At 46.7% G+C, this 16,226-nt stretch carries 14 protein-coding genes; 9 read left to right on the top strand and 5 right to left on the bottom strand.

Annotation, left to right across the window (positions count from 1 at the left end; all coding sequences use genetic code 11):
• Positions 1-20 precede the first annotated feature (20 nt).
• From C1N53_RS19360 to C1N53_RS19335, 6 genes are all read left to right on the top strand, one after another.
• Positions 21-1,157, top strand: coding sequence for a phytase (locus tag C1N53_RS19360; protein ID WP_137760887.1), 1,137 nt, complete (start codon positions 21-23; stop codon positions 1,155-1,157).
• A gap of 23 nt (positions 1,158-1,180) precedes the next feature.
• Positions 1,181-3,982 (top strand): TonB-dependent receptor, encoded by a 2,802-nt coding sequence (locus tag C1N53_RS19355; protein WP_137760886.1) that lies wholly within the window; start codon positions 1,181-1,183, stop codon positions 3,980-3,982.
• 62 nt (positions 3,983-4,044) lie between these two features.
• Complete coding sequence (locus C1N53_RS19350; protein ID WP_137760885.1) at positions 4,045-5,634, top strand: right-handed parallel beta-helix repeat-containing protein; 1,590 nt, start codon at positions 4,045-4,047, stop codon at positions 5,632-5,634.
• Positions 5,635-5,801: 167 nt separating this feature from the next.
• The gene (locus tag C1N53_RS19345; RefSeq protein WP_137760884.1) at positions 5,802-6,320 is read left to right on the top strand and encodes a hypothetical protein; all 519 of its coding nucleotides are present in this window, start codon (positions 5,802-5,804) and stop codon (positions 6,318-6,320) included.
• 66 nt (positions 6,321-6,386) lie between these two features.
• Positions 6,387-6,725: a YciI family protein gene (locus C1N53_RS19340; RefSeq protein WP_137760883.1), complete on the top strand. Its 339-nt coding sequence runs from the start codon at positions 6,387-6,389 to the stop codon at positions 6,723-6,725.
• A gap of 161 nt (positions 6,726-6,886) precedes the next feature.
• Complete coding sequence (locus C1N53_RS19335; RefSeq protein ID WP_137760882.1) at positions 6,887-8,161, top strand: RNA polymerase sigma factor; 1,275 nt, start codon at positions 6,887-6,889, stop codon at positions 8,159-8,161.
• Here the strand turns inward: C1N53_RS19335 and C1N53_RS19330 are convergent.
• Together C1N53_RS19330 and gldB are read right to left on the bottom strand one after the other, a co-directional pair.
• Positions 8,124-9,317: a glycosyltransferase family 4 protein gene (locus tag C1N53_RS19330; protein WP_137760881.1), complete on the bottom strand. Its 1,194-nt coding sequence runs from the start codon at positions 9,315-9,317 to the stop codon at positions 8,124-8,126. The two genes, C1N53_RS19335 and C1N53_RS19330, sit on opposite strands and share 38 nt — an antisense overlap.
• Positions 9,318-9,349: 32 nt before the next feature.
• On the bottom strand, positions 9,350-10,342 hold the full coding sequence (gldB, locus tag C1N53_RS19325; RefSeq protein ID WP_240773284.1) for a gliding motility lipoprotein GldB: 993 nt from the start codon (positions 10,340-10,342) through the stop codon (positions 9,350-9,352).
• Positions 10,343-10,418: 76 nt separating this feature from the next.
• Here gldB and C1N53_RS19320 point away from each other — a divergent pair, with 76 nt between their 5' ends.
• Entirely contained in the window at positions 10,419-11,078 is a 660-nt protein-coding gene (locus C1N53_RS19320) for a porin family protein (RefSeq protein WP_137760880.1), read from the top strand.
• 67 nt (positions 11,079-11,145) lie between these two features.
• Here C1N53_RS19320 and C1N53_RS19315 read toward each other — a convergent pair whose 3' ends face one another.
• From C1N53_RS19315 to C1N53_RS19305, 3 genes are all read right to left on the bottom strand, one after another.
• Entirely contained in the window at positions 11,146-12,741 is a 1,596-nt protein-coding gene (locus tag C1N53_RS19315) for an Rne/Rng family ribonuclease (protein WP_137760879.1), read from the bottom strand.
• A gap of 210 nt (positions 12,742-12,951) precedes the next feature.
• Positions 12,952-13,818 (bottom strand): tetratricopeptide repeat protein, encoded by an 867-nt coding sequence (locus C1N53_RS19310; protein WP_137760878.1) that lies wholly within the window; start codon positions 13,816-13,818, stop codon positions 12,952-12,954.
• Positions 13,819-13,882: 64 nt separating this feature from the next.
• The gene (locus C1N53_RS19305) at positions 13,883-14,188 is read right to left on the bottom strand and encodes an HU family DNA-binding protein (protein ID WP_137760877.1); all 306 of its coding nucleotides are present in this window, start codon (positions 14,186-14,188) and stop codon (positions 13,883-13,885) included.
• A gap of 347 nt (positions 14,189-14,535) precedes the next feature.
• On the opposite strand from C1N53_RS19305, the gene mutY reads away from it, so the two are divergent.
• Together mutY and C1N53_RS19295 are read left to right on the top strand one after the other, a co-directional pair.
• Entirely contained in the window at positions 14,536-15,618 is a 1,083-nt protein-coding gene (gene mutY, locus C1N53_RS19300; RefSeq protein ID WP_137760876.1) for an A/G-specific adenine glycosylase, read from the top strand.
• Between the two features lie 127 nt (positions 15,619-15,745).
• Positions 15,746-16,210 (top strand): single-stranded DNA-binding protein, encoded by a 465-nt coding sequence (locus C1N53_RS19295; RefSeq protein ID WP_137760875.1) that lies wholly within the window; start codon positions 15,746-15,748, stop codon positions 16,208-16,210.
• The last annotated feature ends 16 nt before the right edge of the window (positions 16,211-16,226 follow it).

Below are 16,226 nucleotides of genomic sequence, written 5' to 3'. Positions count from 1 at the left end.
CTCATTCAAAATACATTAAGATGAAAAATCTGACTACCACCTTTTCGCTATTTACACTTTTAGTAACTGCCGCCTGCAGTAACCAGGGAGCTAACCATTTGCCTGCCACACCTGCCGAACCTATCGTAAGCAGCGAAGTAGTAAAACCTGCTATAATAACCGATACAGTTAAACACGACACCGACGATCCCGCCATCTGGATTAACCCTGCTAACCCTGCTGAGAGCCTGATTCTGGGTACTGATAAAAATGAAGATGGGGCTTTGTATGTATTCGACCTGAAAGGGAAAATCATAGCAGATAAAGTGGTGCGGGGACTGAAGCGGCCTAACAACGTAGATATCGCCTATGGCTTTATGCTAAACGGCCAGCCGGTAGACATTGCGGTGGTAACTGAACGCATGACACACCGTCTCCGCATTTATACTTTACCAGATATGCGCCCTATCGACAATGGCGGCATTCCGGTGTATGAAGGCGAAACAGGCGTAGAATACCGCGACCTGATGGGCATTGCGCTTTACAAACAACCTTCGTCAGATAAAATATTTGCTATAGCTGGTCGCAAAACCGGCCCCACAGATGGTACTTACCTGTGGCAATACCTGCTCGAAGACAACGGACAAGGCGCAGTAAAAGCAACTATAGTGCGCAAATTCGGCAACTACAGCGGCATAAAAGAAATTGAATCGATTGCAGTAGATAACGAACTGGGTTATATCTACTACTCCGACGAAGGCACAGGCGTTCGGAAATACTATGCTGATCCGGCGAAAGGGAACGAAGAACTGGCTTTGTTTGCCTCCACCGGCTTTGGCAAAGATCACGAAGGCATTTCTATCTATAAAATGGTGGATGGCACAGGCTATATCCTGGTATCAGACCAGGGAAACAATCGCTTCCATATTTTCCCGAGAGAGGGTGCCCCGGATAAGCCACACCAGCACGACCTCCTGAAGATTGTGAATGTTTCTACCCTCGACAGCGATGGCTCCGATGTAACCAGCATCTCGCTTAACAATCAGTTCAAAAACGGCCTGTTTGTAGCTATGTCGTCTGATAAAACCTTCCAGTACTACCGCTGGGAAGATATAGCGGGCAAAGACCTGAAACTGGCACCTAACGGTGTAGCCACCTCTCTGGCTAAAAAGAAATAAACTAATTTTTAAAAGAAACCGTGATGAAGGACTCGCTAAGCCCCCTGCTTTACAGGCTTCCGCTCTTATGGCTGGCCCTTTTTATAAGTTTGCCCACACTAGCTGCCACTGTTAAAGGCAAAGTGCAGGATACTTTCTCTGAGCCGCTGGTAGGAGCACAGGTAGTGGTGCAAAACAGCTCTAAGTTTGCTACAGTAGGTCTGGACGGCTCTTACCAGCTCACCGACTTGCAGGTTGGCACCTATACCTTATCCGTCGCTTATCTGGGTCACAAGCCCCTGACCAGGATTATAGAAATCAACAGCGCAAATCAGACGATAATACTGGACCTACAACTGGAGCAGCAACACAAGGAGCTCCATGAGGTGACTATTACGGGGAGCGCCCCACGTGGAACAGAGGTAGAAGCCCGACAGATGGAACGGCTCTCGCCCAACACCATCAATGTGGTATCAGCCAAAGCCATTGCCTTGTCGCCTGACGTTTCGGTGGCCAACGTGGTGCAGCGGGTATCTGGCCTTACAATAGAACGTAACAGCAACGGCGACCCACAGTATGCGCTGGTGCGCGGCATGGATAAACGCTACAGCTATACTTTGGTGAACGGCATTAAAATCCCCAGTCCGGATAATAAAAACCGTTATGTGCCGCTCGATATTTTTCCGGCCGCCCTGCTTGATCGCTTAGAAGTATACAAAAGCCTTACAGCCGACAGAGAAGGAGATGCCATAGCCGGGGGTGTGAACATGGCCATGAAAAGTGCCCCTGAGTACCTGGAGATAAAGGCAGATCTGCAGCTCGGCTATAACTATATTAATTTGCTGGAAGGCTTTGATCAGTTTAACACAGCTGTCATCAAAGAACAGTCTCCACGTGATATTTACGGCGCAGCCTACCAGGCTCAGGCAGGCGACTTTACCCGAAAGAACCTGGAAACAAAAAATATTGCTCCTTTGCCTGATATGCTGAGCACTGTTTCAGTAGGTAACCGCTTCTTCTCCGATAAGTTAGGCGTGATGCTGGGCAGCAGCTTTCAGAATGCCTACAGAGGCACTAAAAGCATCTGGTTTGATGCCGAAACAGAGCGGTTTGGCACTAACCAGCCTGCTTTGCGCGAGCTACAGGAGCGCCACTACTCTACACAGCAGATTCGCTTCGCCAACCATGGCCGCCTCGACTACCGCCTCAACAGCAATCACCGCCTAAACCTGTACACAGGTTATTACAGGCTGGTGAACAACGAGGCGCGTGAAATCAGAACCACCATGCTGGATGGCCGCAATTACAATCCAGCAGCAGGCAATGCCATTTTGGCTTACAGCACACGCACCAGGGTTACCCGCCAGAACATTCTAAATTCCACTTTACAAGGTGAACACCAACTGCTGGCACCTCTCCTGCTCGATTGGTCGGTGGTATACTCCAGCGCCAGCAGCTCCCGCCCCGATAATGCCCGCTTTAGCTGCAACGGGGAGCTTAGAGACTTTGTGGAGCAGCCTGTGAATGTAGAACGCCGCAGCCCCAGGCAGTGGGAACGCAACTCTGACACAGATCTCAGCGGCTTCCTGAACCTGCAACTGAAGCCTGAGCACTGGAACGGCAACCTGGTAAAAGCAGGCGCCATGTACCGCAGCAAAGACCGCGACAACTATTTTAACCGCTACTTATTTGATCCGAACCCAGGCAGGCAGGTGCAGGGAGAGCATTGGGATAAGTTCTCAGACATAAGCTGGGAAGTTGTAAACCCCGCAGGCAGCGCCAACGACGAACTGAACTATAAAGCTACCGAAAACATACTGGCTTATTATGCGCTGGGGCAGCTCAACATCCTGAACACGGATATAAACGCCGGCGTGCGGGTAGAGCAAACAAGGCAGGGTTATACGCTAAAAACACCCAAAGAATTCCAGACACCCGACAGCACTCAGATCTATACCGATATTCTCCCTAGCCTCAGCCTGAAGCACCGCCTGAACCAGGCCATGAACATCCGCTTTAGCTACTATAAAGCCATATCACGCCCGGGCTTTTTTGAGGTGGTGCCTTATGTGCTGGAAGAAGATGGTTACGACGAAGTTGGAAACGCCAAGTTGAATCGTGTACGAGCCGATAACTTTGATTTACGCTGGGAATTCTTTCCAACAGCAACCGATCAACTGCTAGCAGGCGTGTTTTATAAGCGCATCCAGGACCCGATAGAGTATGCGGTGGTGCGCCAGGGGGTAAACAATGAGCCTGTTATAAAACCAGACAATTACGGCACTGCCTATAACTATGGCCTGGAGCTGGACTTCTGCAAGTACTTTAACAGGATAGGTTTGAAAGGGAATTACACCTATACCCACTCCCGCATTACCACTACCAAGGCGCTGCGCACCCGCGAAGACCTGAACGACCCGAGTAGCCAGCTAACAGTGATAAATGTGGAACAGGCACGGCCATTGCAGGGGCAGGCAAACCACATTGGCAATGTGTCGCTGCTTTATAAAAACCAGGAGCGAGGCTTAGATGCCCAGCTAGCCTTTGTGTATACTGGAGAACGGCTCGAAACCATTTCTCCTTTCCTCGACAACGACATGTACTCCCGCCCCATCACACAGGTAGACCTGTCGGTGGAGAAGCGGATATCGAAAAAGGCAGAAGTATTTGTGAAAGCCCTCAACCTGCTCAATTCCCCTTACGAGGTGTATATCAAAAAGCCGGTGTACCAGGAAGAAGGCAAAACCATCGCCTATCCTTACCAAACCAACATGAACACCCGAACCCTGATCAGACGCGACGAATATTATCAATCCGTCAGAGCCGGGGTGCGCCTGACCTTCTAAATGAGCATCATCCACAAACATAACAGTAAACACAGAAGAACCTTTTTAAAACAATCAAACAAATGAGAACTGCAAAATCGCTTTTCACAGCACTCTTTCTGGCCGCAGCCTTTACTTTTTCGGCTTGCGAGAAAGAAGACGACACGCTGCCTACAGCTCCCCAGATTACATCTGAGCTGGCTACACTGCCACTAAAACAGGACGAAACGCACACTTTTACAGTTAGCATTTCGGCTGCTGGCAAAATTAAAGAGGTAACTGCCACCGCCACTGCAGGTACTGTAAGCCTGACGGAGATAACAGGCATCGGTCAGAACACGGGGAGTGCCAAGGTAAACTATAAAGCACCTGCTACTGTTGGCAGCAGCACCATTTCAGTAGTCGTAACAGATCAGCAAAACCAACAGAAGAAAATTGATATTTCGGTTAATGTAAGCGAAGTGCCTCCTGTTGTGGTAAATGCCGGAGATGTTGAGGGTACATGGGAAGCTAACCGTACTTACATTGTGCGTGGCAACCTGAATGTACCGGCCGGTAAATCGCTCACTGTAAAAGAAGGCGTAACAGTTATTGTAGAAGGAGACGGAACACAGGGTGGTTCACCAGAGATTACGGTGCGGGGCAACTTCTTTAGCTATGGCACCGCCGAAAAGCCTGTTCTCTTTACTGTACCGGAAGCCCGCAGAACAAAAGAAAATATGTTTGTCGGTCTTTGGGGAGGCATTCTGGGTACGGCACAGTCGCAGGAAATGGTGTTTCAGCACACACGCCTGGAGTATGTAGGTGCCCCGGCCGCTGAAAACAGCCCCATTGTAACGTCAGGCGAAGTAGACGCAGGTGACCCACGCTATGGGATTTATTTTACAAATCCGAACGGTAAGTTTGTGATGCAGTATTCTACCATTGCTTACTCTAAAGACGATGGCATGCGCATTAACCAGGGCAACTTCCTGATCACCAACAACACTTACATTTACAATGGTGCTACTGGCGGAGATGCACTTAATATTAAAAGTGGTTCTATAGGCGATGCCGCTTTTAATGTTTTCTACCAGGCAGCTACTAACGGCATTAAATGCTCTAACTCCGACGACCGCACACCGCAAACCGATGTAAACATGTATAACAACACCGCCATCAACTGTGGCTGGAGACAAACAAAGGCAGGTCGTGGCGGCTCTATTAACCTGGAGAAAGGTGGTCGTGGCAAAGTATTCAATACTATGGTTGTTAACTGCCGTTACGGCATCCGCTTTCCCAAAGCTCCCGATAACCCGGATGTGGCAAATGCTACCACAGGCTATAACTTTTATTTTGGAAACCATGCCGATATTGCCGCCGAGTTTTATCCTTCTACTGGCTCTATTTCAAAAGGCCTTTTCGAAACAGAACACGATATAGCAGGAGCAGCTAATGCCAATAACCCACAGTTCGCCAGCCTGAACATTGCTAACTTTGATCACAACACCGCTAAAACAGCCGCAAATCTGGAAATGCCAGCTGCTAACCTGACCTTTAAGTTACAGGCAGCTTCTCCGGCGCTAAACAAAGGGAAGACCAACTTCTCTCCTCGTCTTGCCACTATCAATGCCGGCGGAAAAACCTATACAGCACCGCAGCCTGCTACCTATATCGGAGCTTACGGAAACTAATAACTCCGTAACACATACTACTAAAAATAACAGCACCCCGTTCTGCCTCTGAGCAGAACGGGGTGCTGTTTTACCAGCCTGCTACGCTAACCCGCAAATAATTTAAACGGCACTCAGAACCAGCAAAGCGATAATGTGCTATCTTACCTCTTCCTAATACAGAACTTATGAAACAGCTTTGCCTTCTCTCTTTATTCCTGCTCTTCGCTTTAAGCAGCTTTGCCCAGACTTCGGCCAGTATCATTAAAAAGCAGGCAGAGGCTGTATCGCAGGCGGTGCTCAATAAAAAACTGGAGCTACTGGCCGACCACACCTATCCCTGGATTATGGAGCAGATGGGCGGGAGGGAAAACATGATTAAAACCTTGTCTGAAAGCATGGCGCAAATGGCAGCTCAGGGGGTTGTCATGCAGCAGGTAACTGTTGGCGAACCTGGCAAAGTGGTAACAGCGGGCAAAGAACTTCATTGCATTGTGCCACAGCAGCTTACCTTAAAGGTTCCGAACGGCACGCTTACTATAAACGGGCACATGCTGGCAATTTCGCAGGATAAAGGTGCAAAGTGGTATTTCCTGGACCTGGCCCAGCTCGACAATAGCTCTCTGAAAACAATCTTCCCCGATTTTAACCAAACGCTGGTTATACCGGAAAAGCAGCAGCCGACCTTTACGCCAGAGGAGAAATAAAGATGAAAAATTTCTGCCTTTCCATGTCCGGCAAAGGCAGGTGCATTTGTCTATAGGTAAAACCTTATGAAACAGTACATGATCTTTCTGAAGGAAGACCTTCAGGCGGCACAACAGCTTGCTCCCGAGCAAATGGAAGCAGACATTCAGCAGTATATGCAATGGGTGGAGGAACTGACACAGGCAGGGCAATTTGTTGCAGGCGATCCGCTGGAGTCTGGTGGCTACCACATCACCCAAAAAGAACTTTTAACCGACGGACCATTTATCGAAAGCAAGGAAGCGATTAGCGGCTATTTTATCATTAAGGCGGCATCAGATGAGCAGGCCATAGAGATTGCCCGCCAGTGCCCTGTTTTTAAAGCAGGAGGAAGTGTAGAACTGAGGCCTGTTATGCAATACTGAGGCTTGGCTAAATTTAAACTTAGAAATCATGAATGGAAAGATGCAGTACCACTCTGATCACACAAACCTGCAGCGCTTCAAAGGCAGTCGGGCTTGTTCCAGCGCAGAAGAAGGTTCAATAGCCATTTCTAATTTCCCATTCATAATTTCTAATTTCATTTATGAATGAGGCGGCAGCAAAGCAGTTACTGGATAAACTGTACAGGCAGCAGGCGAGCAAGCTTACAACCTCACTTGCAGCTTACTTTAAGCTGACCTCTTTAGAACTGGCCGAAGATATAGTACAGGACACTTTTGAGGCGGCGCTACAGCATTGGGGCAAAACGACGATACCTCAGGACCCGCTGGCCTGGCTGTACCAGGTTTGCCGTAATAAAGCCCTGAACAAACTCTCCGGCCAAAGCAAAACAACAACGGTTGGCACCGTGTCTGCCACGCAAAGCCAACTGCCGCCAGAGCTGTTCCTGGAGCACGAATTACCGGAAAGCCGGCTCCGGCTGCTATTCTCGCTGTGCCACCCCAAGCTATCGCCCAAGGCCCAGCTGCTGCTTATTCTCAGGTATATCTGCAACCTGAAAACCGAAGAGATAGGCACCGCCATGGTAATGGGCACAGAAGCAGTTCTGAAAATGCTGCAGCGTAGCCGTCAGGTTTTGCAACAGGAGCAACAGCCGGTGCTGGTGCCGTCGTTAGCCAAAAGTAAATCTTACCTGCCACAGGTTCTTACCGCTATTTACCTTCTCTACAACGAAGGCTATAAATCTTCTTCTGGTGATGCTTTACTAAGGCAGGAGCTTTGCCAGGAGGCTATTAAATTGTTGCACAGCCTCTTGCACCTGCCAGTACTTGCCACTCCCGCAGCCCATGCTTTAATGGCGCTGCTCCTGCTGAATACATCCCGTTTTCAGGCCCGGACCGGGGCACAAGGAGATATAGTTGAGCTGGAGGAACAGGACAGGAAACTTTGGGACAGAACACTAATTGCGCTAGGCTTTCAGCATCTTTCAATAGCAAGAGCAGGTACAGAGATCAGCCGCTTTCACCTGGAGGCCGCTATTGCAGCCACACATAGCCGTGCCGAATCTGTTGCTGCTACCGACTGGCAAACGATTATACTGCTTTATGAGCGGCTTTATCAGCTCCAGCCATCTCCGTTTACAGCACTCAATAAGGCTGTTGCCATTTTTTACCAGCACGGGCCACAGGCTTGCCTCGATCACCTGGCTAAGTTGCCACAGCTGCATTGGCTACAGCAATATTATCTCTACCAGGCACTTTTAGGTAAGGTTTATATGGCCTTGGGCCAGCCTGGCAAAGCAACGGAACATTACCAGCAGGCACTTGTTCTGGCAAAAAATAAAATGGAGCAGCAGTACCTGCACAAGAAAATAGCAGCTCTTAAACCACCTGCTCCAGCACCTGCTCTACCTGCTTAGCTAATATTTGCCGATCGAACAAGGTTTTGGCTACAGCTATACCATTAGCACCTTTTTCTTTCAGACTACCAGGCGCTGCCAGAGCTGCTTTAATGGTCTGCGCCAGAAGCTGTGCCTGCTCTGGTGGTGTATACCACCCAACGTTATACTTCTCAACAAAGCTCTTCGTCCAGCCGGGATTAGTAACAATAACAGGTGTGCCGCAGGCGAGGCTATCGTAAAATTTGGCTGGGGAATTTGTAGCCAGAACAGGTAAATCATTGAAAGTAACCAAAGACACATCTGCCAGTTTAAACAGCTTAAATATTTTCTCGCGTGGCTGTGGGGGCAAAAGCAGCAGATTCTGGCACTGCTTTGCCAGGGCCTGTAGTTGTGGCTCATAATATCCATTGCCTGCAAATACGAACTGAACGGCTGGCTCCGACTTCAGGTACTCTACTGCCTGCATCAGTGTAGGTATATCATTTGCTCTGCCATAAGTACCGGCATACAGTACCACCTGCTTTCCTTGCAGCTGATATTGCTCCCGCAGTCCGTATATTTCTGCTTCTCCTATTGCTGCGGATAGCTCCAGATCAGTACCATTATAGTTCGTAGTGATTTTGGCGGCAGGTATACCTAAACCGGCTATGTAGTCCGTCATGTCAGGCGAGAGGGTAATAATGTGGCTGGCACTCTGGTACAGTTCTTTTTCCAGCTTATAAAGCCGCTGCTGCATCCATTTGCTTTTAACGGCCCCCATCTGTATCGGAAAAGCAGGCCACAGGTCCTGCACCTCAAACACCCAGGGCAACCCGCGTAGTCTGGCTACTTTAGCCGCAACCCAGGGAGTGGAGAGAGGCGTAGAAACGGCCCAAATCACATTCGGTTCAGGCATTCTCAGTCCTTTTGCCATACTGTAGGCAGCAAAGCCGCCATAGGAGAAAAGTCGCTGTGCCACCCCCATCTGGTTCTGGTAGGGTACATATTGTTCATACAATTGTACACCTGCCGGTACCCAGCTATGTTTATCTGTAATTCTAACCTGTTTCCAGGCGCTGCTGGTAACTAAGCTGATGCTATGCCGCTGCGCCAGGTACTCCAGAAAGGTATAGTGCCTGCAGGTGGCAGGGCAGTCCGGGCTATGGTGGTGTTGATTAAATACGGCAATATGCATTCGCAGCAGAGACTTTATACAGTATACTGCGGTTAGCGCCTCTCCGGTTTATACTTCGAATCATTGAAGATCTTCTGAAAGTCAGTCTGGGCCATTAACTGGGGCAATGTTACCTCAGGATGCCGCTCCATGTAAGCACGTACAATCTGCCATCCTACCCAGGTACCAATGCGGCCAGGCGCTCTGGCGTCTATTTCAGGTGTATTAGGGCGTTCTCCTATATATTTATTCAGAGTAAACGGATTCCTGTCGTAAAGCAGGCTCTTTTCGATAAAGTGCGCCCATACCTTCCCTTCGTTATATTGCATATCAGCAATTTCGCGGCTTGTATAACCAATAATTAAAGAATCGGGCGTGCAAGGCATTACCGTCTGCACAAAATAATAGGCTTTACCTGCTGTCACCATCTCAGATAAAAGATTTCGGTTTGTTGGCTCAGCCCTGTTGAATCGGTTCGACATCAGCAGTATAGCAGCAGGCACCATATACTCCCGCTCATAACGCTTCAGAATGTATTCATATGTATCGGGCCGGTAACTGGCATCTTTTCCTGCAAAGAAATCCAGGCCCAGAACCAGCAGGCTATCCGAAATAAAGAAGTCCTGGTTAAACCCGGATACAAACGTTTTTACCTGAGGTTCCTGAAACTCCGGGTAATGGTACTTCATCACTTTAAAAGCCGTTACCAACTGCTGCTGCTCGGTGTTCATATCCCCGAACTTCTGTTCTACCTCGCCTGCCAGCTTTTTCAACTCCTCGTTTGTTGCCAGGCCTTGCAAGGCATTTACCAAGTCAGAATCAGATGGGTAAAGGTCGCGCTGCAGAAACTTTTGGGCAAACAGTGGATTCTGCTCAATAAAGCGCAGCATATCTGCCTTTGTTTGCACCTGGTAAAAAGGCCTCTCCAAACGCTCAATTTCAACCTCTACCGGTACTTTAGCAATTTCAGATGGAAGGTCACAGCCCTTGTTCTTACAGCCAATGGCCAAGGCAAGTACTGCAAATAGGAATAATCTATAATACATTTAGTTTAATATATTTGTACAAAAATAAGCGGTTCTATCGTATTAGAGTTAATCTTACAATAAATTAAACACACAAATGAAAAAAGTAACGTTCCTATTACTCTTTCTGTGCCTTGGTTTCAGCGCTATGGCTCAGGTAGAGATTGGCTTACAAGTATCGCCTACTATTGCCGGAAATCGTTTTATTGCTGATAACAAGTATAACTTTAAAGAGACGAATAATAACCTCCATATAGGTGTTGGTGTTGTTGTAGATTACTTTTTCGCCCATAATTATGCTTTTTCATCAGGCCTGCTCTTCCGCAGCAAAGGTGGAGAATATAGCTATAGGTTCACACAATCTGATGGGAGTGTTATTTCTGCCTCCGAAGACGTTGATCTTCAATACCTCGAAATACCTGTTTCGCTGAAGCTGTTCACCAATGAGGTTGCTCCGGATGTTAACTTATACTTTCAGGTTGGAGGTTCTTTAAACACCATGATCAGTGCCACTATAAACGACCAAAAAGTAATAGCCGGCACAAAAGCGACGAAGCGAATAAATACATTCGAAGCAGACGCTTTGCTGGGAGCCGGCGCAGAACTGGCGCTAGGGCAGAGTACCAAACTCATGGCTGGTCTTTCCTATCATCACGGACTCAGCAACATAGACAACTACTACCGTAAACAGTTTTCCGACAAAAACATTGCCATCAAGAATAACTATGTGTCTATCGACTTTGGTATAAAGTTCTAAGTATACATTCTCCTTAAAAACGAAGAAAGCCGCTACCATTTGCATGATAGCGGCTTTTTCGTGTATGTTACTCATCTTCTGTTGTAATCTCGACTACGGCAGCAGATGTGGCACGTAATTCAATTTCTTCGCCCCGATCGTCCATTACTTTAAAATCTGTAAGGCCCAGCGAAGTATCCTGTACAAGTGTTACCCACTTAAAATATTTAAAGAACCATTTCAGCTGCCTCGACACAAGCCCCTTGGTGTAGTAAGAATACACAAACGGATGCACATACAAGGACAGGCTCTTATGGTTATGACTCGTCAGCAGGTCGTCTACCGCTGCATCAATTTCGTCTGTCACCAGAATACTGGCGGTTATTTTACCAGTGCCATTGCATGTAGGGCAAACTTCACCGGTTACAATATTTTGTTCTGGCCTTACACGCTGACGTGTAATCTGCATCAGGCCGAATTTTGAGACTGGAAGAACAGTTGATTTAGATCGGTCTCTTTTCAGTTCTTCTTTTACAACCTCATAAATTTTCTGTCGGTTTTCAGGTGATTTCATGTCAATGAAATCCACCACAATGATACCACCTATATCCCGGAGTCGCAGCTGCCTGGCTACTTCGCGTGCCGCCATCATGTTAACATGAACTGCGGTAGCCTCCTGATCGGTTTCGGTATTAGATTTATTCCCACTATTCACATCGATCACATGCAGTGCTTCGGTGTGCTCTATTACCAGGTAACCGCCACCTGGTATGGTCACTGTTTTGCCGAAGGCTGCCTTTAGCTGCTTCTCAATGTGGAAGTGTTCAAAGGTTTTGGTTTTGCCGGTATAATGCTTCAGGATCTTTAATTTGTCTGGAGCAATACTGCCGATGTATGTTTTGATCTCGTCATAGAGCTGATCGTTGTCGACTACTATGTTATCAAAACTTTCGTTTAGCAAATCCCTCAAAATGGAAGAAGAACGGCCTAGCTCCCCGATGATTTTATCGGAAGGTTTCGCCGACTTAAGCGCTTTAAAACCCTCTTCCCAGTTACTGAGCATGTTACGCAGGTCCCGGTCGAGCTCTGCCACATCACGCCCTTCGGCCACCGTTCTGATAATAACGCCAAAATTTTCAGGTTTGATAGATGTAATCAAACGCTTGAGGCGTGTGCGCTCTTCTTTGCTGACGATTTTTTTGGATACACTTACCGTATTCGAAAACGGCACGAGCACCAGGTATCGCCCGGCAAGCGAAATTTCGCAGGACAAACGGGGGCCTTTTGTAGAAATAGGTTCTTTTACAATCTGGACTAACAGCTGCTGCCCTTTTTTAAGAACATCAGCTATTTTTCCGAGCTTATCTATTTCAGGCTCAAATTTTAACTGGTTGAGTTTAGGAGAAGCGTTCTTCTGTGTCTGTGCTACTTTTAAAAACTTACTCAGCGTTTTAACATTGGCACCCAGATCATGATAATGCAAAAAAGCATCTTTCTGGTAACCAATGTCTATAAAAGCAGCATTAAGGCCTGGCATTACTTTTTTTACAGTACCTAGAAAAATATCCCCTACTATGTAATTAGTATCTTTACTTTCGTAGTGGAATTCTACCAGTCTTTTGTCCTGCAAAAGCGCAATGCGCTCTCCATCTTGAGTAGAATTGATGATTAATTCATTACTCAATTTCTCTCAAAGATTAGTTGGATGTATAGACCAAAGCCCACAATTGCAAAGCAATGTGGGCCTCTTAACACTTAGAAGAAATTACTTCTTCTTATGTCTGTTTTTTCTTAGGCGCTTCTTTCTTTTGTGCGTAGCGATCTTATGTCTTTTTCTTTTTTTTCCGCAAGGCATAGTCTTGTAGTTTAATATTTTAAATAATAATTTTTTATTCTAGTTTAGTTGTGCCAGATACTCATCCACCGACGTTAAAAGAGCAGGATCAGAACTCATTGTCTTCACTTTATTAAGAACAGCTTTTGCTTCCTCATCCTTGCCTGTTTCCGCTAATGAAACGCCTAAGTAAAAAGTTCCCTCCACGTGCTCCGGGTTAACAGCAATCAGCTTGCGAAAACGTTCCTCTGCCTTATCGAACTGCCTGGACTGTACAGAAAGTATTCCCAGGTTAAACAAAGCCTTCTGATTATTAGGATCAGCCGAAATCACTTCCCGCAGGAGCGTAATACCCTGCATCGGGTTTGTTGTTGCAATGTAAGTCATGGCAACATTGGTTTTGGCATCCAGGTCAGTAGGATTGTTCTTCAGCACCTGCTCATACATACCACGAGCTTTTGCTCCTAATTCGTTTGCTCTTTCCTGAGTTGTTGCAAACGAAAAAGCTTCAAAATATGCGTCACCTGCCTTCTTGTAGCTCTTCTCACCAGGGCGGGCATTAGCTGCAATTTCGTAATAGTAACCAGCACTGTCGTGCTTGTTTACTATAGCATAAGCTGCTGCCAGTTCTGAGGCAAGCCTTGTGCGTGTTTCGCTATCGGCTGCTTTGTTATACTTGGCACGTGCTGTTGTCAGTTCCATTACCTGCTCAGGGGAGGCAGCCATATGCACATCAGCCTGTCCGGCCTCAGCACCTCCATGGTTATGCCCGTCGTCTTCAGAATGGCCCTCCGGCACAGACGCAGCATTTTCATTCTGAGCGAAATTGTCTTTGTCTTTCTCATTTACAACTACCTTAGGCAAGAAGAAGATAGCAGCTGCTACAGCAATAGCCACAACTATTAAGATAATCTGATTCTTTTTCATTCTCCTTGCCTAAGTAATTGTTTATGAATTAATAGTTAATCCAGAACGGTAAAGATACAAAAAATTAAGAATGTGCTAATTCTTTGATTTTTTTACTGTTCTTAATTTTTTGAATAAATGTTTTAGACGGCTTGAAACTCGGAATAAAGTGCTCGTCTATGATGATGGACGTATTTTTTGAAATGTTACGCGCTACTTTTTTAGCACGCTTCTTATTTACAAAGCTACCAAAACCTCTCACGTAGATATTGTTGCCTTCAGCCATTGAGTCTTTCACTACTTTGAAGAATGCCTCAATAGTAGTTTGAACATCAGCTTTATCAATTCCTGTCTTATCAGCAATCTCTGATATTACTTCTGCTTTAGTCACTTTCTTAGATTTTTATAAATTTAAAATTAGGTTAATTTTCCGGCAACCGAATGTCGGCTTGCATAACAAGTCGTATTTTTTCGGGGCACAAAGGTAATTTTACTTTTCGACAAGTAAAAGCTTTACAAAGAAATTCTTAAAACCTTTTGCCTTGTTTATCACCCCTATAGCATGTGTTTTTACAATTTCTTTACCAGTACTACTTCCCCTAACGCACTGCCCGCTGTTATATTTCAATCATAATTTTACCTTTCCCTTACTTCGGGCACTACTTCTAACCAAACAAAACTTTACCTTTATGTGTTCTCAGAAATGGCTTTATAATACAGAAGCCTGCAACAGTAACTATGGAAACACATTTTTTTGCCGATACGCTTATTAACTGGTATCAGCGGCATAAAAGAGCTTTACCCTGGCGCGACACACGCAACCCCTACTATATATGGCTATCGGAAGTAATTCTGCAGCAGACGCGGGTGGCGCAGGGCTTGCCCTACTACCAGAAGTTTGTAGCGGCTTACCCTGTCATACAAGACATGGCTGCCGCCCCGGAAGATGAGATACTGCGCCTCTGGCAAGGCTTAGGCTACTATTCCCGGGCCCGCAACATGCATCACACAGCGCAGCAGATAGTGGAGCAATACGGTGGCACATTTCCGGATAATTACCAGGAACTTCTCAAACTTAAAGGAGTGGGAAGCTATACTGCAGCGGCCATTGCTTCTTTTGCGTTTAAAGAAAAGGTAGCTGTGCTCGATGGCAATGTGTTCAGGGTCCTGGCTCGCACCCATGGCTTATCAGACGATATTGCTGCACCCGCCTCCCGAAAAATATTTCAGGAATTGGCCGATTCGCTTATTCCGGCCGACGAACCGGATACTTTTAACCAGGCTATTATGGAGTTTGGTGCTATTCAGTGTACTCCTGTTATGCCTGATTGCCTGTTCTGCCCCTTGCAGCAGAGTTGTTTTGCTTTTACACATGGCCTGGTGCAGGAGCTGCCTGTAAAATCGAAAGCCAAAGCGGCACGGCCTCGTTTTTTCCACTATTTTGTACTTGCCTACAACGGCACGTATTACATGCGCAAACGCGCTGCTGGTGACATCTGGCAGGGGCTCTACGACTTTTACCTGTATGAGAGCAACAGTAAAAACCTGGATGCTGACCAGGCGCTACAGGAGTTGAAAGAAGCAGGGCTGGAGATAGATGAGACACAGGTTATACTGCCGCTTAAAGATTATAAGCATGTGCTGAGCCACCAAAAAATCACCGCCAGGTTTTATACCATCAAACTTAAATCCCGTTTAAAAGAGCAAATAGCACAGGAAGCGCGGGTAGCCCCTTATACAGCAGAAGAACTGGAGGCACTCCCAAAGCCAGTATTGATCAGCAGCTATTTGAAAGATGCTAAGATTTTAGTAAATTTATAGACTGAACCTTTCCTTCTGCAAAAGCATTATGCACATTATCAGCGGCATAACATACCAGGCTGATAAAATAGCAGTAGCCGGGCAGCAGGAAGCACTTATTAACTTTAGAGCAAAATAAAACACAGGCATGGCAAGTGTAAACAAAGTGATTCTTATCGGTAACCTGGGTAAAGACCCTGAGGTTAGGCATTTAGAAGGAGGCGTGGCTGTAGCCCGTTTCCCAATCGCAACATCAGAAACTTTTAAAGACAGAAACGGCCAGAAGCAGGAAAAAACCGAGTGGCATAATATTGTGCTGTGGAGAGGCCTGGCCGAAGTGGCTGAAAAATATCTCAGAAAAGGCCAGTCTGTTTTTATAGAGGGCAAGATCAGAACAAATCAATACCAGGACAAAGACGGCAACCAACGCTACAGCACCGAGATTGTAGCCGATAACATGACCATGTTAGGCGGCAGAAGCGATAACGGCGGCGGGGCAGGAAATTACCAGGATGCCTACTCTTCTCAAAGTTCGGGCAGCAGTAGCAGCTCTTCTGCCAGCGGCGGTGCCTCTGCCTTCCAGAACGATGAGCCGGACGACCTGCCATTCTAAGCTATGTTTTACTAAG

It is taken from the genome of Pontibacter sp. SGAir0037 (genome assembly GCF_005491705.1).
Taxonomy (GTDB): domain Bacteria; phylum Bacteroidota; class Bacteroidia; order Cytophagales; family Hymenobacteraceae; genus Pontibacter.
Note: the sequence above shows the minus strand (reverse complement) of the source record. Positions and strands in the feature narration are given on the sequence as shown.